This is a genomic window from Ercella succinigenes (assembly GCF_900002895.1).
The window spans coordinates 36,917-56,315 of record NZ_CDHP01000020.1; the positions used below are offsets into that span (position 1 = coordinate 36,917).

Consider the following 19,399-nt stretch of genomic DNA (forward strand, 5'->3'; position numbering starts at 1 on the left):
AAACGAACTGAACCAAGGCTTTGTTCAGATAATGTCATAATATATCAGCAAGCTTGTTGATTATCTGCCTGGCACCGGAATAGTCTTTATTATCAAGACAAACAAGTGCATCTGATGCCAGATTTTTCTGAAGTAGAAATCTTTCCGACAAACGCAATTTATCTTCATAATCAGTAAGAGCTTTAACACCCTGCCTGATTTTGTCGTGAACACCCTGTCTGCTTATTTTTAATTCATCTGCAATTTCAGACAAACTCATATCTTCCTGAAAATAGAGTTCGAGTACATCTCTGGTTCTATCAGTCAAGAGCAGCCCGTAAAAATCAAGCCATAAGCAAACTTGTGTGTGATCTGGTCTATCAACAGCTTTTTGCATGATAAAGAGAATATATCAAAAAAACCGTTCTGTCAAGCTTTATTACTTGACAGAGGAATTTTCAAATAGAAGCATAGAAATTCTATTTCTCCGGCAAAAGTGATTCAACAAATGATTCAGGTTCAAAATCAGTCAGATCTTCAGCAGCTTCACCTAAACCAGCAAGGTAAATAGGCGTATGTGTCTCTTGGGAAACGGCAACTGCTACGCCACCTTTAGCATTACCGTCCATTTTTGTAATAACAAGTCCACTAACTTGCGCAACTTCACTGAACACTTGCGCCTGAACAACCGCATTCTGGCCTGTTGTGGCATCTATAACCAGTAGAGTTTCTACTCTGGCATCAGGTGCTTCCCTATCAATTATTCTTCTTATTTTGCCAAGCTCAGCCATCAAATTCTGTTTATTATGCAATCTTCCTGCGGTATCCAAAATAAGCAGATCAGATTTTCTTGCTTTTGCTGCATGAATAGAGTCAAACACAACAGCAGCCGGATCCGAACCCTCATCATGTGAAATAACAGGAGTAGCTGTACGATCTCCCCATACCTTCAGCTGGTCAATGGCGGCAGCTCTAAAAGTATCGGCAGCACCCATTACAACCTTAAATCCCTGTTTCTGATATCTCAGACAGATTTTACCTGCTGTTGTGGTTTTGCCTGTTCCGTTTACACCTACCAAAAGTATAATATTAAGCTGACCTTTTTGAAAATCCAGTCTTCCCGCTTCACCCAGAATATCAAGCATTCCTTCTTTTAATGTTTGCAATACCGCCTCTCGCGAAGCATTACCGGTCTTCTTTATCCCATCACGTATCTGATCCATTAAAATAGTTGCACTGCGTGCACCTATATCAGCCTGCACCAGCAGCATCTCAAGATCATCAAGCATATCATCATCAAATACACCCATTGTAGCTGCTATTCTGTTAAATCCTTCTGATACAAAATCTCTGGTTTTCTTTAGTCCTTTTTTAAAGTTATCGAGGAACCCCATTTTATTTCTCCTGTTTTTATAATTCTTTATAACTTATTTTCAAGCAGTTATTTCATCCGAAAGCTTCATTGATAAAATTCTTGAAATACCTCTTTCCTGCATAGTTACACCATAGAGACGGTCTGCCGCTTCCATTGTACCTTTTCTGTGCGTTACCAGAATAAACTGTGAAGCTTCAGCATAATTGCGTATATAATCGGTAAAACGACTGACATTTGCATCATCCAGAGCTGCTTCAACCTCATCCAGTACACAAAAAGGTGTTGGTCTGAGTTTAAGGATAGCAAATAAAAGCGCGATTGCAGTCAAACATCTTTCACCGCCGGAGAGCAAAGTCAGGTTTTGCAATCTTTTGCCAGGAGGCTGTGCCTTAATTTCTATTCCGCAAGATAAGACATCCTGATCATCTTCTAAATGAAGCTCAGCCATACCACCGCCAAAAAGCTCACTGAAAACTGTTCTGAAATTTTCATTAATCATATGAAAATGCTCAACAAACTGTTCACGCATCGCCTCAGTAAGATCAGCAATTACAGAAGTAAGCTTATGTCTTGCAGCTTCAATATCATCGCGCTGAGTGCTCATAAAAGCAAATCTTTCCTCTAATGAAGCATAACTTTCTATAGCGGTAATATTAACAGGCCCAAGAGCTTTTATTCTGTTTTTCAAATCAGCTATTGTTTTTGCCGCTTCTGCACTATTTTCCACAGGTTTCTTCCAATCATCGGCCTGATTAATTGTCAGTTCATACTCTTCCCATAATCTGTTTTTAAGTTCATCAAGCTGCAGTTCGAGCCTTGATGCTTTAGACTCTGTTTTTGTAATCTCATTTTGAATAGAAGATAATCTTCCTGTTGCCAGTTCCAGCTGATCATAGTAACCAGATTGTTTGTTTTCAAGCTGATCTCTTTTTTGCATCAACTCTTTTGCCTCATCATCAAGCTTCTGTAGATTATGCTTGAAAGCCTTACCTCTTTCTTCAATTTCCTGCTGTTTATCAATAAGATGTTTTATTTCTTCAGCATATTTGAGATTATTTTGCTTTTGTTTATCAATTCTATCAAGGTGGCCTTGACGCTCCTGCTCTATTCTGTCGGATAATTCCTGCATTGCTGATAAAGATTCTTCAACAGAATTGAGAGAAACTCTGTAATCTGTAATAGTTTCACGCATATCATCTCTGCGTTGCTGTTCCGCTTTATTATCACCTTCACGCACTGTAATATCAGCTCTTAACTGATCAATATCCAGCTGCAGATCATTAATTGTTTTTTCTGCTTCAGTATAAGCCAACTTTATTTTATCTGCCTGTTCTGCAAGCTGACCCGCTTCTTGCGACAATAAAGTAAATCGTCCTTCTATTTTTGCATATTCATCCTTTAATGCTGCAAGATGAGATTCATCTTTTATTCTTTGATGAGACATATTTGTTATTTTCAGGTCACTTTCTTCAGATAGCCTACCAAAACTTCTTAATTCATCATCAGCTTTTTTAAGAACATCTTCCTGTTTTTCAATATTATTGTTCAAGTCCTTAATAACATTATGAAGTCTTTGAATATCACGGCTTCTACCCAAAAGACCACTGCTGCCACGTCTTTGATAACCACCTGTCATGGAACCCCCAGGATTCATAACATCCCCTTCAAGAGTGACCAGTCTGGTAGAAAAATTACAAGCTCTTGCCATACTTCTGGCATTATCAATATTATCAACTATAATGACCCTGCCAAGCAAAGACAGTACAATCTGTTCAAGATAATCAGGCTTTTGCACAAGATCACAAGCAACCCCCAAAAACCCGGACATACCCGACAATTGCCTTTCCACAGAGTTATCCAGTCTACGACCTTTTATCTGATTTACAGGCAAAAACGTAGCTCTGCCTGATCTGGTATTTTTTAACCAACCTATAAGCCTGGAAGCTGTTTGATCATTATCGGTAACAATATTCTGAACAGCTGCACCCAGAGCTGTTTCAGCAGCTAGCTCAAATTTCTCTTCAACATGAATCAGTTCACCTAAAGTACCTTTCACACCTTGTACCAGTGCAGGATCAGTTTCGGCCTGTTTCATCAGATTTCTTACAGATTCCTGATAACCTTCGTGGCTCTTTTCCATATTCTCAAGAGTTTTTAATTTGTATTGAGCATTGCGCTGATTTTGTTTTTGTTCTTCTATCTGTTCAGACAAAAGCTTACACTGCTGCCTTTGCTTTTCCAGATTGGATTTAAGTTCATTATGCTCAGATATAGCTTTTTGCCAATCGGATTGAAGCTGCGCCATCTTGTCCTCAGCGTCTTCAATCTGAAATTGCATTCTATTCCTATCACTGCCAAGATCACCAGTTTCCAATTCCAGACTTCGTTTTCTCTGTCCTATCAGTTCTAACTGACCCTTTATCTGACCAAGCTCACTTTTTTTCTCATAAATTGCTTCCAGTTTATTATCGAGAGTGACCTTCCAATTCTCCAGCTCATTTTCCTGCTTAGACAAAGTACTTTGCAAAGACTGCATATCTGCTTCTGCCTGTTGCAATCTGTTCTGATATATCTGCTTTTGTTTATTCAAAGTATCCAGTTTTTTCTGACGTCCGGAAATATCACTGGCAAGCAGATCAAGAGCATTAACAGCCTCCGATATAAGCTGTTCACCCTGTTCTGTCCTTAAATTCAGCTGACTGATTCTCTCATTGCCTAAAGCAGTTTCTCCAGCCAGATCGTTTACCTTTAAGCTTAACTCATTCAAAGCCTGCCTTTTTTGTTCAATCTGATCATCAAGATCTTTCATGCTTTCTAAAGACATACGATTTTCTTCACGCATGGAATCAAGAACATTTTGTTGTTTTAAGAGATCTTCCTCCAATAATGATTTTTCGTGTATACAATCCTGCTGCTTGATAGAAAGCTGATCAGCCTGATCCAACATATATGCCAGTTCAATTTCTTTAAGATCGGTTTTCAGACCAAGATATTTTCTAGCAGAATCGGCCTGATCAGACAAAGGTTCCATTTGCTCTGACAATTCCTGAATAATATCATTTATGCGAAGCAGGTTTTGGTCTGTATTGAAAAGCTTTTTCTCGGCATCTTCTTTTCTGGTTTTATACTTAACAATCCCAGAGGCTTCTTCGAATATTTTACGACGATCTTCAGATCTATGACTTAAAATATCATCTACCTTCCCCTGTCCAACTATAGAATAACCGTCACGGCCAAGACCGGTATCCATAAACAAAGAAACAATATCTTTAAGCCGGCAATGTGTCTTATTCAAAAGATATTCACTCTCGCCTGATCTATAAAGTCTTCTGGTTATTTGTATTTCAGTATAATCAAAAGGTAGTTTCTGATCCTGATTATCAATTGTCATACTAACTTCAGCAAAACTCATTGCTTTTCTTGACTGAGTGCCGGTAAAAATAATGTCTTCCATACGTGAACCACGCAAAGTTTTTACACTTTGCTCACCAAGAACCCAGCGTATAGCATCTGTCACATTAGACTTACCACTACCGTTAGGACCTATAATAGCTGTCACTCCTGGGTGAAATTCAATCAGTGTTCTTTCAGGGAATGATTTGAAGCCTTGAATTTCCAATGATTTCAAATGCATATATGGCTATAACTCAACCTTTCTGTTTTTTGTTTATTAATCATCTTGTAGATCTAGCTGCTGACAACCAGTTCTATTGCAGTTCAGCTTTTTTAAAGCCTCTTTAGCTGCTTTTTGCTCAGCTTCCTTTTTGCTGCCACCTTCTCCTGTGGCAATTCTACTTTCATCTACAACTACAACAGCCGTAAAAACGCGATTATGAACAGGGCCTTGTTCATCAATGATCTCAAACCTCATTGTACTATTACCACGAGTAGATTGAACAAGTTCAAGCAGCTTACTTTTATAATCATAAACCATTTTCCCGTTTTTAGCCTGATTTAATGAATCAGAAAGCAGATTTAAAATCACTTTACGTACATTTTTGTAGCCACCATCAAGGAAAACTGCACCAAAAACAGCCTCCATCGCATTAGACAAATTGGATGACTTATCTCTGCCTCCAGTAGATTCCTCACCTTTGCCAAGCAGCAAAAGAGATCCAAGTTTAAGGCTGCGGGCAGCAATTGTAAGTGTATTTTCACAAACAACCATTGCTCTGGTCTTTGTCATAACCCCTTCTGAATAATTTTCTTTATCAGAAAACAGAACTTCACTTATAACGAGATCGAGAACAGCATCTCCCAAAAACTCTAATCTCTCATTATCAGTCAAACCCTGCTGTCTGTGTTCATATGCATAAGTCGAATGTGTCAAAGCTTCTGCAAGAAGATCCTGATTATTAAACCTATAATCAATCTTCTTAAACAAATCAGCAAACCTCTTTTCATCTGTCAGCAGCTGATCTGATTTAACCGTTTTTACCATAAAATCACTCCCTATAAAAGTATGACCGGATAACTGATTATCCGGCCGTCTGTTACTTTCTGGAATATTCGTTCTTATCAGGAATTAGCTTTGATAAAACGAACAGCATCTCCAACTGTTTTAATTCTCTCTGCTTCTTCATCAGGAATAGAAATATCAAATTCCTGCTCCATAGCCATTACCAGCTCAACGATATCGAGAGAGTCTGCATTAAGGTCATCAATGAAATTAGCTTCCATCGTTACAGCATCAGCATCAACACCAAGCTGATCAACCAGAATGTTTTGAACATTTTCAAAAATGTTATCTGTGGACATTAAAAGTACCTCCTGCATTATGGGAAAATTATCAATATTTATCTTTCGTAAAAAGACATATCATAGTTTTATTTGATTATCAAGGAATTGTCAAGAGAAGTATAATAAAGAATAGTAAACTTTTGAAGCAAAAAATTAATATTATTCAACTTTCTGTTAATCAGTTGCTTAAAAAAGAAATGTTTTTCTTCAAATAATCCCAACCTGAAACAAGAGTCATAACCAGTGCTATTAAAATAGTTATATGACCTATCCAAACAATTTGAGTTGCAATTGATAAATTAATCATTGCGGCTAAACGGATTAAAGTTTGTTCAAGCATCACCCAGATAATCGCTATCATCTGAGTTACAGTTTTTGCCTTGCCAAGATTACTTGCAGCAATTACAATTCCATGATCAGAAGCCAATAAACGTATACCGGTAACCATAAATTCACGCATAATAATTATTATCGTCACAATAGCATGTATTCTTCCTGTCTGTACCAAAGCAATCAGCACAGATATAACCAGCATTTTATCAGCTATAGGGTCAAGAAATTTGCCAAGATTGGTAACAATATTACGACTTCTGGCAATTTGTCCATCGAGCATATCTGTTATCGAGGCTAAAGAAAACAAAATAACAGCCACAAACATACCCCATTCAGCAATAAAACTATTCCAACCGGTAAAAATTTCTGCGCTGAAAGGAATCGGCAACATAAATAAAAGGACAAAAGGGATCATAATCATTCTGAGAATTGTAAGTTTGTTTGGTAAATTCACTCTACTGTCACTCCAGTCAAATCATATTCATCGGCATCAAGAACTTTAACCTTGCAGGTCTGTCCTATAGCCAATCCTTCGTGTTCTGCCGCCACCAGTATAACAGGATCTACTTCTGGTGCTTCGGCATAACTGCGACCTATGTAGAATATACCATTATCGTGTACAGATTCAAGTGTTACGTAAATAATACTTCCTATACGTTGTAAATTTTTCTCTACCGATATTTTCTGCTGAAGATTCATTACTTTATCCAAGCGCCTTGCAGAAACATCCGATCTCACTTTGGGCTTAAAATCATAAGCAGGAGTTCCTTCTTCCGGAGAATAAACAAAGCAGCCCAACCTATCAAATTTAATCTCATCAAGAAAATTCATCATAATATTGAAATCATCGGCTGTTTCTCCCGGGAATCCAACCATGACTGTACTTCTAAGAACTATATCAGGCATCGAAACCCTAAGATCCGATATTATTTTACGTATCTGTTCTTGATTATCATGTCTATTCATGCTTTTTAGTATTTTATCAGAAGCATGCTGTATTGGTAAATCAAGATAGTTGGCTATCTTATCATTTTTACTCATAACAGAAATAAGCTCAGGAGTTATCCCATCCGAGTATACATACATTATTCTGATTAAACGCACCGCTTCAATTCTGCACAAAGACTCCAGCAATTCAGGCAAAGTTCTGCGCCCGTAAATATCAAGACCATACCTTGTAGTATCCTGTGCTATCAAAATAAGCTCATCATAACCTTGCTTGCTTAATCTTTCAGCTTCTTCAATAATTTCTCCCATTTCTCTTGAAATAAAAGGGCCTCTTATGCCAGGTATGGCACAGTAATTGCAATTATTTGAACAACCTTCGGCAACTTTAATATAAGCATATTTCTTACCGGAGCTCGGTTTACGGCCGACCGAAAGGTGTTTTATACTACCCGCAGTCTGCGGCAAAAAAGTTTCAGGGTTTTTATCAGCATAAAGCTGTCTTATAAGATCAGCAATTTTGTCATAATCTGCCGTTCCCAGCAAAGCATCAACTTCTGGAAGATCTTTTAATATATCTCCTGCATATCTTTGGGACAAACAGCCGGTCACAATTAAAAAATCTGCCTTGCCAACAGGTTTTTTGTAATCTGCCATACTTAATATGGAATCTATTGCTTCCTTTTTTGCCGACTCAATAAAACCACAGGTATTTACAATTATCACATCTGCCTGCTCGGGATTATTCACAATCAAATGCTGATCTTCAGTAATTATTGTACTCATACATTCGGCATCTACCAGATTTTTTGAACAGCCAAGAGAAAGCAAATAAACAGCCTTCATACTGCTTTTATCGATCATGTTTTTTTGATTCATTTTTACCTCGTTTGGATATTTTATTTGTCATATATACTTTTATCAATATACATGGCAACCGCTTTACTTGCAAGTGCAGCGGAATATCCACGCCCCAGAAGATACCGGATCATTTTATCTCTATTGGCTAAATCAACCTCTGGATATTTAATTTCCAAGACCTGCAAAACAGTATCCTCATCAGACGGCCATTGTTCTAAAGACGAATCAATGATAGGTTCGGGCAAGCCTGCCTGTTTCATAAAATGACGACAGGCTTTTGATGAAACAATTTTGCGTCCGCTTCTCTGGCGCATAATCCTTGCAGCTACTGCCACATCATCAATATAACCTCTTGAAGTCAGTTGTTTTACAGCTTGTTCAATCAGTTCTTCTTCAAAACCTTTTGCAGACAAATATGCTCTGATTCTGCCACTTGATTTTTTGGCAATACCAATATACTTTATTGCAACACTGCACAATTCATCTATTTTCTTCTGGGCTTGCATTAACTCCAGATCAGATTGTCTGATTAAATTTGAATTTTCATAAAAATCAGAGCTCAAGTCCGAGGATATCTTCTTCATCATTGTCATCATCTTCCAGATCGGCAATTACATCCTTATCTTCTGCAGATGTGGCTGCAGCAAAAATAACAGAACGTATTTTCTCGTCTATCTCATCTCTCAGTTCTTTATTTTCTTTTAAGAATACTCTGGCATTATCACGTCCCTGACCGATTCTCTGACCATTATAGGAGAACCATGCTCCGCTTTTATCAACAATATCAAGTTTGACACCAAGATCTATCAGACAGCCCTCTCTGGAAATTCCTTCTCCGTAAATAATATCAAATTCAGCTTCCTTAAAAGGAGGAGCAACCTTGTTTTTTACAACCTTCACTCTTGTTTTAGATCCTACAACATCGGTACCATTACGAAGAGTTTCAATTCGGCGAACATCCATTCTTACTGAAGAATAAAACTTCAATGCTCTTCCACCTGGCGTTGTTTCGGGATTGCCGAACATAATTCCTACCTTCTCACGCAGCTGGTTTATAAACACGGCAACTGTACTGGATTTACTTATTACCCCAGCAAGTTTACGAAGAGCCTGAGACATTAATCTTGCCTGCAAACCTACATGGGAATCACCCATCTCACCATCTATTTCTGCCTTTGGTACCAATGCAGCTACCGAATCAACCACGATTACATCAACCGCTCCACTTCTAACAAGTGCTTCTGTTATTTCCAGAGCCTGTTCACCTGTATCAGGCTGAGAAACAATTAGATTATCAATATCTACACCTAATTTCTCGGCATAAACCGGATCAAGTGCATGCTCAGCATCAATAAAAGCTGCAGTACCACCGTTTTTTTGAGCTTCTGCGATTATATGCAAAGCAACCGTAGTTTTACCAGAAGACTCCGGCCCATATATCTCAACTACTCTTCCTCTAGGTATACCACCAACACCTAAAGCCAAATCAAGAGTGATCGCCCCTGTAGGGATCGCCTCAATCTGTGCAGAAGAACGTTCACCCAACTTCATTACAGCACCTTTACCAAATTGTTTTTCTATCTGTCCGAGAGCCGCATCAAGTGCTTTTGATCTGTCTGCTGCGGCTTTCTGGTTAACTTCCTGAGTTGATTTACCTGCGGATTTACTTGCTCTGGCCATAATTACCTCCAAAAAATAAACAAAATAGAACAATCGTTCTGTTCAATAATGATTATAGAATTCAATTTTACATAAGTCAATCAAAAGAGTTCTGAAATACTGATAATAGTTCGACAAAACAAGTCAAAACCGGTCAAAAACAATCTTTCTAAATTAACAATTAATTATTGCAGCAATTTAAATAGGAGACAGATTAATAGTTAATTTAAACAAAACGACTGCGCAGTTGACTTATTTTGCGTTGAATCTGTTCTGTTTCAGGAATTCTTAAAACCAGAGCTGCAAGATAAAATACTATTAAGCCTAATCCAGCTCTGAAACCAAGCCAAATCAACTGAACTATTTTATTTGCGGGAGCAAAGGGAAGAACCTGCAATGCGAGCAAAGTAATCATCATGGCACCGGCACACAGTGTTAATTTAAGTACATATGGCCACATTTTTTTAGGTGCAGCTTCTGGTATCTGTATCTTGTATATAGTATACAAAACACCTGCGCTGATGAAACTAGTTAATGTGTATGCCAAGGATAGTCCATTTACACCCATATTAAAAACTCTGATCAAAATATAGCAGAATAATGGATTAAGTCCTAAAGTCATAAGACCATTCAGCAGTGCTATTTTCGTCATTTTGCGTGCATAAAAAGCCTGATTAGTAATAAAAACAAAAGTCTGTGCAACCATAGCAAGACAATACCAGCTAAGAACACTTGCAGTGGCCAGCACATTTTCCTCAGCATAACTTGTCCCCCACTGGAATACAGCTCTGACAACATCTACCTGCAGCATTAGAAATACCGAAGCTGATGGAACAGTCAGAAATAAGGCTTTGCGAAGACTGCCGGCAAAAAGACGGCGACAGGCTGTATAGTCATGGCCTGCATAAAATCTGGCAAGTGAAGGCAGCATAACATTACCAATGGCAATAACAAATATTCCATAAGGCAATTGCCAGGTTGTAGCTGCATGACGCAACGAGGTTGGTGCACCGGGAAACTGATCGGCAAAGCTTGTCAGAATTATCGTATTAATCTGAACAATAGAACCTGAGATTAATGTGGGTACTGCAAGATACAATAATCTTTTAAATCCCCTATCCTTTACATCCAGTGAAAATGTATAATTCTTAAATTCTTTCCTTGCCATATAAAACTGAAGCAGGAAATAAATACAAGCAGCAACCATAACACCGGAAGCAACTCTTACTGCACCTTCGGCAGTTTTACTACCAAGAATAATCATAGCCAGAACTACGCATACATTATATACGGTCGGCCCAAAGGAGGTAGAAGAAAATTTACGATAGGCATTTAGAATACCTATGCATAAGGCCGCCATCATCATGAAAAAAACCTGAGGGAAAAGAGCTCTGGTAACTCTAATAGCAAGAGAAGTAGTTTCAGGATCAAGATTCTTTGTATAAGCTCCGATCAAAAAAGGAGCCAGCAGCTCACCTATAACAACTGCAGTTATCATGGCAATAGCAGCTACATTCATAAAAATACTTACACTGCGCCAACCCTGTTTCTCTTGTTTTTTCTCCAAAGAAGCCGCAAGCGTAGGGGTAATAGCAGCCTGAATAGCACCGCCTACCAGAAGCTGATAAAAAAGATCAGGAACCTGAAATCCAATTATATATGCATCTGAAATTGTGCCATATCCTAGAATTGGTACAATTAGTATTTCCCTCAAATGACCGGACACTTTGCTTAAAAGTAATCCAATCATCATTATAATAGTAGCGGCAGCCATATTATTTCTGTCGCTGCCTACTCTTGTCGGTCCTTCCGGAACAGGACTGTTATCTATTATACGTTTCTCCTGTTCAGTTAGATTTTTTCTTCTGTTAAATAAACTCACAATAGCCGCCTCCTGGCCAGATCGAGAGCATTAAGTGCTGAAACACGTCTTATTCTAGCTCTATTGCCTGCCAATTGCATTTTTTGTGTCTGTACACCGTTTTTATCTGCTACAGCAAGCCAAACAAGACCTACCGGCTTTTCTTCAGTGCCACCATCAGGACCGGCAATACCTGTTACCGAAACTGCTATATCACATTCCATAACATCACGACATCCTATCGCCATTGCAGCGGCACAAGCTTCACTTACCGCTCCTTCTTTATCAAGTATCTGTTCGGGAACAGATAAAACATTTTGCTTTATACTATTATCATATGCAATGATGCTACCTTTAAAAACCTTGGAAACACCTGGAAAATCGCCAAGCATCGATGATAACAAGCCAGCTGTACAAGACTCTGCAAAGCTTATTGTCATATTTTTTTGTAAAAGCAGATCTTTTACGACTTCCGGCATAGTTCTCTGACCTATTTCATAAATATACTGACCAACTCTTTTTTGTACTTCAGATAACATTTGTTCTGCCAGATCAGAATTGCCTGAATTTCCATCAGAATCACTTTCAACCAACTGAGTTATTCTAAAAACTACTTCCCCTTCCGATGCATAAGGTGCAAGTGTAGGATTGCCTTGTTTTTCAATCAGGTCTAGCAATTTAGTTTCGGCAGAAGACTCACCTATTCCTATCATACGAACGAATAAATGTTCAAGTCTGTTGGAGGTTCTTGCTTTTAGCCAAGGCTCTGCCTGCTCGGAAAACATTAATCTCATTTCTGAAGGCGGTCCTGGAAGCAAAATCATTGTCACCTGCCGGCCTGCATACTCATATTGCAAAATAGCACCAGGAGCAGTTCCGTTGGAATTTGGTAAAACAGTTGCATTTTCTGGCAGTACGGCTTGTTTCCAATTATTTTCAGTAACATTGATACGCCCCATTTTTTGAAAAATTGCTGTAATTGCATCCTTGCTTGGTTGATGTAATATCATTTTTTGTCCGGCCATTTTAGCTGCAATTGACATAGTAAGATCATCAGCAGTCGGTCCGAGACCGCCGGTAACCACAATCAGGTCAGATCTTGAGCTTGCATGTTGCATAGCAGCTAACATTCTGTCAGGGTTATCTCCGACAACTGTTTGATAATATGAACTTATACCAAGCAAAGTCAGTCTTTTCGCCAGCCAGCTGGCGTTCGTGTTAACTATTTGCCCCACAAGCAATTCCGTTCCGACACAAAGAATTTCTCCACTGAGAATAGGCTGCATAAAATTATTTCTTCCCTTCGCTGGAATTGATTTAATTAATTCTTCATTACTAATGCTTATAACAAAAAATTATTAAACTTTAAAGTTTATAGATTATTTTCTTTACAGAAAGCTTTTACCGTATTTTTCAAAAGCATTGCAATTGTCATCGGTCCTACTCCTCCTGGAACAGGCGTTATGGCACTGGCAATTTTACTTACATTGTCATAATCAACATCTCCAACAACCTTTCCCTGTTCATTACGGTTGATACCTACATCAATGACAACTGCACCTGGTTTGACAAAGTCAGCTGTAACAAAACCAGCTCTTCCGATAGCAGCAATCAGAATATCAGCATCACGGCAAAGAGCGGGAAGATCAACAGTGCGGGAATGAGCTATTGTTACGGTAGCATGCTCACGTAGCATCAGCTGAGCAACAGGTTTGCCGACAATATTGCTTCTGCCTATAATCACACATTTTTTGCCTTTTAGCGGCAGATCATAAGCCTTTATCATTTCCAGAACACCTGCCGGTGTACAGGAAACAAGGCAATCATGTCCTATTGAAAGAAGACCTACATTTACCGGGTGAAAACCATCTACATCCTTTTCCGGTTTAATGGCACAAAGGACAGTGAATTCATTTATATGTTTTGGCAATGGAAGCTGACATAAAATTCCATTTACCTTGTCATCATTATTTAATGTATTTACCAGCTCTAATAACTGTTCTTGTGTTGTTTCTTCAGGCAAATCATAGCCAAAAGATTTTATTCCAGCTTCTTCACAGGCTTTTTTCTTATTTCTGACATAAATACTTGAAGCAGGATCAGCACCTACTTGTATAACAGCCAGGCCTGGTCTTTTGCCGGTTTTCTGATTAAGCAAATTAACCTCTTCTGAAAGTTCTTTTCTGATTTTTGCAGCTAATTCCTTACCATTAATAATTGTCTTCACTGTTTAATCCTCCCGAAAAATATAAGTACAAATTAGATTTACCAAATTTATTTTCTACGCTTTATAATATCACTTTTATCAGTCTTTTTTCTATGTACAGCTCTGGCAGAGCCATTATTTTTGCCAAACCTGCCAGAAGATGTATTCCTGGCAGATTTAACAGCATTTTTATTTTTCCCCTGCACACTGCGATTTTGTTTTTTACCCTTATTATCAGTATTAGAACGCTCATTATAAGATGATTTCTTTTTATCAGTTCTGTTTATCGGTGGCAAAAGACATTCAGGTTGATAGCCAATCAGATCCATCCTCTCTGCTTTTTGCAAAGCCTGCACAACAATTTTTCTGTTCTCAGGCTTGCTAAACTGCAAAAGAGCTCTTTGCATTCTTTTTTCCTGCTTATCAGGCACATGAATTTTTTCTAAAGTAAAAGGATTAATTCCTGTATAGTACATAGTTGTTGAAACAGTTCCCGGTGTCGGATAAAAATCCTGAACCTGTTCAGGCATGACTCTGTTTGCTTTGATATACAAAGCAAGTTCGATCGCATCATCAAGATTACAACCGGGGTGACCTGAAATCAAATAAGGTACCAAAAACTGATTCATCCCATTTTTTTGATTAATCTGCTCATAAATCTCTTTAAACTGATCATAAAGAAATGCAGGTGGCTTACCCATTGCCTTCAAAGCATTATTACTCACGTGCTCAGGTGCAACTTTAAGCTGACCACTGACATGATAACGACAAAGTTCATTTATAAATTCACGATTACTATCCATCAAAGCATAATCATAACGCACACCGGATCTAACAAAAACTTTCTTTACACCATCTACCTGTCTTGCCTTACGCAGCAAATCCAAATACGATTTATGACCTACCTGCAAAGAAGGACAAGGTTTCGGAAATAAACATTGCCTATGTTTACACACAAAACCGCTTCTTTGTTTTTCACAAGCCGGTTCATGAAAATTTGCGGTAGGCCCGCCTATATCATGTATATACCCCTTAAAATCTGGCATTTCAGTTATTCTTTTCACTTCATCAATTACAGACTCGTCGCTTCGGCTTTGAATTATTCTTCCCTGGTGAAAAGTTATTGCACAAAAATTACAGCCGCCATAACATCCTCTATGACTGTTGACACTAAATCTGACTTCCTCTATCGCAGGCACACCGCCTGCCTGATCATATACAGGATGCGGACGTCTTTCAAAGGGAAGCTCATATATCCGGTCAAACTGCATTTTTGTCATAGGTTTTTGCGGCGGATTCTGCACAAGATACTTATTACCATGACGTTGGATTAAAGTTTTGCCCTTTCCAGGATCTTGTTCCTGATATTGCTTGGCAAAAGCAACCGTATAAGCAAGTTTATCAGAAGCAGTTTGTTCAAAAGAAGGTAATTGAATGAATTTGTCATCTTCCGGACAAAGATTGCTTAAAAGGCCTCTTCTGGCAGGCAGATTTTTAGAAACTTTACCTTTCTTGCTCTTTTTTTCAGTCTCATCTCTTTTTCTTAACATTTCCAGATCAGCCTGCAATTCAAAGTCTCCATTTTTTTCTACCCACTCACGGCATGTTTTAGGCAAATCCTTTTCTGCAGCAAGTATACATGTGCCTGCAATACTATTGATTCTTTTTATATCAGCACCTCTGGCAAGCAAATCAGCAATTGTAACAATGGGTAATTCGCCCATGCCATAAATCAGCAGATCCGCCTGTGAATCCTGCAATACAGAACGTCTTACCTTATCAGCCCAGACATCATACTGGGCAAAACGCCGCAAACTAGCTTCTACACCTCCTATTACCAGAGGTATATCTCCAAGTTGGCTGCGCACAAGATTGCAGTATTTTATCAAAGCCCGATCAGGTCTGCCGCCACCTTGTCCACCAGGAGCATATCTGTCATCAGTACGTTTTTTGCCTGCCGCAGTATAATTATTAACCATTGAATCAACTACACCGGATGAAACAAAAACACCGTAAAGCGGTTTTCCCATAACAAGCAGACTATCTTTCCGGTCAAGCGCCGGTCTGGAAATAATTCCAACCTTATAACCCTCTGATTCCAGTAACCTGGTCAGTAAAGCGGCTCCAAAACTTGGATGATCTACATAGGCATCGCCTGTAATAAAAAGAAAGTCAAGATTATCCCAACCTCGTTTTTCCATATCATCTCTACATATAGGTAAAAAACTCATTAATTCTCTTCCTCTTTCTGCTGCAACTCCATATATTGAGCCATGCTGATCAAAACCTTTCTTGGCTTACTGCCTTCAAAAGGTCCAATATAACCTGTTTCATGCAGTCTGTCGATCAGTCTGGCTGCTCTTGGATAACCTATTGTCATTCTTCTTTGCAGCAAAGAAACCGAAGCATATCCTGTCTCAACAACAATCCCCAGAGCCTGACCTAGCAATTCATCTTGCTCTCCAGGTGCAGAGCTGTCTTTCTTATCCTTTTCTTTATCCTTTGCCTGAGGTACCGCAGCAACAATTGCTTCTCCGACCTGTTCGTCATAATCAGCATCATACTGGCTTTTAATAGTCTGCAGAATTTTTTCAACCTCGCCGTCAGTAATAAAAGCACCCTGTCCACGCTGTGGTTTTGTCGCACTTTGCGGATAATAAAGCATATCACCTTTACCAAGAAGTTTTTCTGCTCCACCCATATCAATAATAGTGCGCGAATCAATCTGAGAGGCTACAGAAAAAGCGATTCTTGAGGGAATATTTGCCTTTATAACACCTGTAATAACATCTACGGAAGGTCTTTGTGTTGCTATAATTAAATGCATGCCTGCAGCTCTTGCCATGGCAGTAAGTCTGGCAATTGCATCTTCCACCTCCCGGGGTGTAGTTGCCATAAGGTCAGAAAGCTCATCTATAACCAGCAATATAAGCGGCAATTTCTCACTTTCATCTTCATTATCCAGTTCCAAAGCGGCATTATATGAATGGATATCTCTAACAGAACGATCAGCAAAAAGCCCATACCTTCTGGTCATTTCATTTACAGCCCAATTTAAAACACCATAAGCCTTTTTAGGATCAGTAACAACAGGCTGTATTAAATGCGGTATTCCATTGTAAACACTAAGTTCAACAACTTTGGGATCAATCATTAACAAACGTACATGTTCAGGACTGGCCTTGTAAAGCAAGCTTACAAGAATACAATTAATGCAAACAGACTTACCTGAACCTGTAGCTCCTGCAATCAGAAGATGAGGCATTTTTGCCAGATCACAGAAAATGGGATTACCTTGAACATCTCTGCCCAAAGCAGCTGTAAGCGGTGATTTTGCCTGTTTGAATTCATTTGATTCCAAAAGACTTCTAAGCAATACAGGTGTTGTTTCTTTATTAGGAATTTCTATTCCTATAGCAGCTTTGCCTGGAATAGGAGCTTCAATACGAACGCCCATAGCAGCCAGATTAAGAGCTATATCATCTGATAAATTCACAATACGGCTAACCTTTACTCCTGCTCCGGGAGTGAGCTCAAATCTTGTAATCGTAGGGCCGGTAGTAAAATTGACTACCTTTGCCTCAACCTTAAAACTTGCCAAAGTCTGCTCTAACTTTCTACCTAGAGCTCTAATAGCTCCGGCATGCATCTGAACCTTTTTCTGATTCTTATCGTCAATCAACAAATCCAGAGAAGGCGGTATGTAGGGCAATGGTCGATCCTGCATAGGTTTACTACCCTCTAAATGGTAGCTCAATGGTATATCTTCATCATCATTTTCAAAATAGTCAGAATTATTTTCGCTTTTTGAAGAATTAGAAGCAACTGAATCAAAGCCAAAAACAGGCTGACTTTCTTCTTCATAATCATCAAGAACTACATAATCTGAAATATCAGTAATATCTTCCTGATCCATATTTTGTACCTGTTCATTTTCATCTGACGGAACAAATAAAGGATCAGTTTCTGGCATTTCCATAAAATCAACTCTGTTAAGCTCAATATCAGATACTTCAGAAGAGTCATAAGTATTGTGAAAACCGGAGTCATCATCATTCTTTAGATTATAGATATCCTCATCTGTTTCATCTGGTATTTCATCGTAGTTATCGGGTACATATATTCCCTGCTTTTTATCTCGTTCAGGCGATTGCCATGCAGTAGGCAAAGGCAAATCAAATTCACTATTATTAATACGCCTAACCTTAGGCGCTCTTTGTCTTAAATCACGATGTTCTTTAATTTCTGCAACCTGATTTCTAACAACTTCCTGTACTTTACCTTGTGTTTTATTGATAGTATTTGCAGTCTGATGAATAAACTTGGAAAAGGACAAATTAAATATCAGAACCAGCAAAGCCAATATTATCGCTACAGTAAAAATAACTGCACCAGTCTGTCCGGCAACAGCTCGAAGTCCATAGGCAGTCAATCCTCCTATAAGGCCACCATTCCAAGAAAACTGTCCGGCTGCAGCATAAGAATCTCTCCCTGACTGCCATAATAAACTTATGGCTTTTGTTGCAGCATCAGAATCACTTGCAGCAGCAACCTGTTGGCGTAATGAATCTTTATCAGTAGTAAAAACAGCAATCAAAACAGCTCCAGAAAGCCAGAGCAATAAAACGGCAGTAAATCTTTGCCTTGTTATACTAATTCTTGACTCAAGAAAGTAATCAAGCGCCATATAAAGAAGAACCAATGGCAAAGCCAAAGCAGCAGTACCAAAAAAACCAAGACCTGAAGATCTGACAAACCCTCCCAGCCAGCCTGTTCTTCCTGCAGGCACATAAAAAATCACAGCTAAAAATACAGCCGCAGCAAAATAAAACAAGCCGTATATTTCTCTCTTTTTATCCAATGAGGTCATCTGTTCTCCTGTCAGCCTTCAATAAATCAGGCTGATGTTCTCTTAACCAACGTTCAGCCCGCATCAAACCAATCTGAGTTTTACCATCCTTAATCAGACCACGGTCTATCATCTCCAAAGCTTCAATCAAAGGTATGCTTCTATTTGTGAGGAATTCACCCTCATCGGGATTTGTTTCACCTTCGGTTAATCCGGTCGCAATATAAACAGTAAGAATTTCATCACAATAACCAGGAGATGGATAAATAGTAGCCAGCCAAGTTATACTGTCGGCTGTAAAGCCGGTTTCTTCTGTTAATTCTCTGGTTGCACAAACTAAAGGATCTTCTCCGGGTTCAAGTTTCCCCGCCGGTATTTCCAGGAGCATCATGTCATAGGGCTTTCGAAATTGCTGTACCAAATGAACATAACCTTTTTCATCAACAGGTACTATACAGGCTCCCCCTGAATGACGAACAATTTCTCTTCTTGCTCTTTGTCCATCATGCAATCTAACGGTATGCTCTTCAATTCTAAATACTCTGCCCTCAAAATGTACTATTTTATCTATGGTCTGTTCATCAAACATAA

General features: G+C 38.8%; 14 protein-coding genes and 1 pseudogene. All 15 read right to left on the bottom strand.

The features are described from left to right. Window positions 1-34 precede the first annotated feature (34 nt). Window positions 35-376 carry a YlxM family DNA-binding protein gene (ylxM, locus tag AC0KSB_RS05495; RefSeq protein ID WP_472307214.1) on the bottom strand — a complete coding sequence of 114 codons (342 nt, stop codon included), beginning with the start codon at window positions 374-376 and terminating at the stop codon, window positions 35-37. Window positions 377-458: 82 nt separating this feature from the next. Beyond that, window positions 459-1,373 (bottom strand): signal recognition particle-docking protein FtsY, encoded by a 915-nt coding sequence (gene ftsY / locus AC0KSB_RS05500; protein ID WP_472307215.1) that lies wholly within the window; start codon window positions 1,371-1,373, stop codon window positions 459-461. Between the two features lie 39 nt (window positions 1,374-1,412). Then, complete coding sequence (gene smc, locus AC0KSB_RS05505) at window positions 1,413-4,988, bottom strand: chromosome segregation protein SMC (RefSeq protein WP_472307216.1); 3,576 nt, start codon at window positions 4,986-4,988, stop codon at window positions 1,413-1,415. Window positions 4,989-5,024: 36 nt separating this feature from the next. Then, complete coding sequence (rnc, locus tag AC0KSB_RS05510) at window positions 5,025-5,795, bottom strand: ribonuclease III (RefSeq protein ID WP_472307217.1); 771 nt, start codon at window positions 5,793-5,795, stop codon at window positions 5,025-5,027. 77 nt (window positions 5,796-5,872) lie between these two features. Then, a complete protein-coding gene (gene acpP, locus AC0KSB_RS05515; protein WP_472307218.1) occupies window positions 5,873-6,112 on the bottom strand; it encodes an acyl carrier protein in 240 nt (79 codons plus the stop codon). Window positions 6,113-6,272: 160 nt separating this feature from the next. Then, a complete protein-coding gene (gene pgsA, locus AC0KSB_RS05520) occupies window positions 6,273-6,881 on the bottom strand; it encodes a CDP-diacylglycerol--glycerol-3-phosphate 3-phosphatidyltransferase (RefSeq protein WP_472307219.1) in 609 nt (202 codons plus the stop codon). Further along, a complete protein-coding gene (gene rimO, locus AC0KSB_RS05525) occupies window positions 6,878-8,251 on the bottom strand; it encodes a 30S ribosomal protein S12 methylthiotransferase RimO (RefSeq protein WP_472307220.1) in 1,374 nt (457 codons plus the stop codon). Before rimO ends, pgsA begins: the two co-directional genes overlap by 4 nt. A 20-nt stretch (window positions 8,252-8,271) precedes the next feature. Further along, window positions 8,272-8,820, bottom strand: a complete 549-nt coding sequence (locus AC0KSB_RS05530; protein WP_472307221.1) for a regulatory protein RecX — start codon at window positions 8,818-8,820, stop codon at window positions 8,272-8,274. Between the two features lie 70 nt (window positions 8,821-8,890). Further along, window positions 8,891-9,913 (bottom strand): annotated as a pseudogene (gene recA, locus AC0KSB_RS05535) (recombinase RecA); the annotation flags it as partial. A 205-nt stretch (window positions 9,914-10,118) separates the two neighbouring features. Next, window positions 10,119-11,774 carry a murein biosynthesis integral membrane protein MurJ gene (murJ, locus tag AC0KSB_RS05540; RefSeq protein ID WP_472307222.1) on the bottom strand — a complete coding sequence of 552 codons (1,656 nt, stop codon included), beginning with the start codon at window positions 11,772-11,774 and terminating at the stop codon, window positions 10,119-10,121. After that, complete coding sequence (locus AC0KSB_RS05545) at window positions 11,771-13,039, bottom strand: competence/damage-inducible protein A (RefSeq protein WP_472307223.1); 1,269 nt, start codon at window positions 13,037-13,039, stop codon at window positions 11,771-11,773. Before AC0KSB_RS05545 ends, murJ begins: the two co-directional genes overlap by 4 nt. 86 nt (window positions 13,040-13,125) lie before the next feature. Beyond that, the gene (gene folD, locus AC0KSB_RS05550) at window positions 13,126-13,980 is read right to left on the bottom strand and encodes a bifunctional methylenetetrahydrofolate dehydrogenase/methenyltetrahydrofolate cyclohydrolase FolD (protein WP_472307224.1); all 855 of its coding nucleotides are present in this window, start codon (window positions 13,978-13,980) and stop codon (window positions 13,126-13,128) included. Between the two features lie 47 nt (window positions 13,981-14,027). Further along, window positions 14,028-16,190 (bottom strand): YgiQ family radical SAM protein, encoded by a 2,163-nt coding sequence (locus tag AC0KSB_RS05555; RefSeq protein WP_472307225.1) that lies wholly within the window; start codon window positions 16,188-16,190, stop codon window positions 14,028-14,030. Continuing rightward, window positions 16,190-18,829, bottom strand: a complete 2,640-nt coding sequence (locus AC0KSB_RS05560) for an FtsK/SpoIIIE family DNA translocase (RefSeq protein WP_472307226.1) — start codon at window positions 18,827-18,829, stop codon at window positions 16,190-16,192. Before AC0KSB_RS05560 ends, AC0KSB_RS05555 begins: the two co-directional genes overlap by 1 nt. Continuing rightward, window positions 18,813-19,397 (bottom strand): NUDIX hydrolase, encoded by a 585-nt coding sequence (locus AC0KSB_RS05565; protein WP_472307227.1) that lies wholly within the window; start codon window positions 19,395-19,397, stop codon window positions 18,813-18,815. The genes AC0KSB_RS05560 and AC0KSB_RS05565 overlap by 17 nt, the downstream gene beginning before the upstream one ends. Window positions 19,398-19,399: the final 2 nt, after the last annotated feature.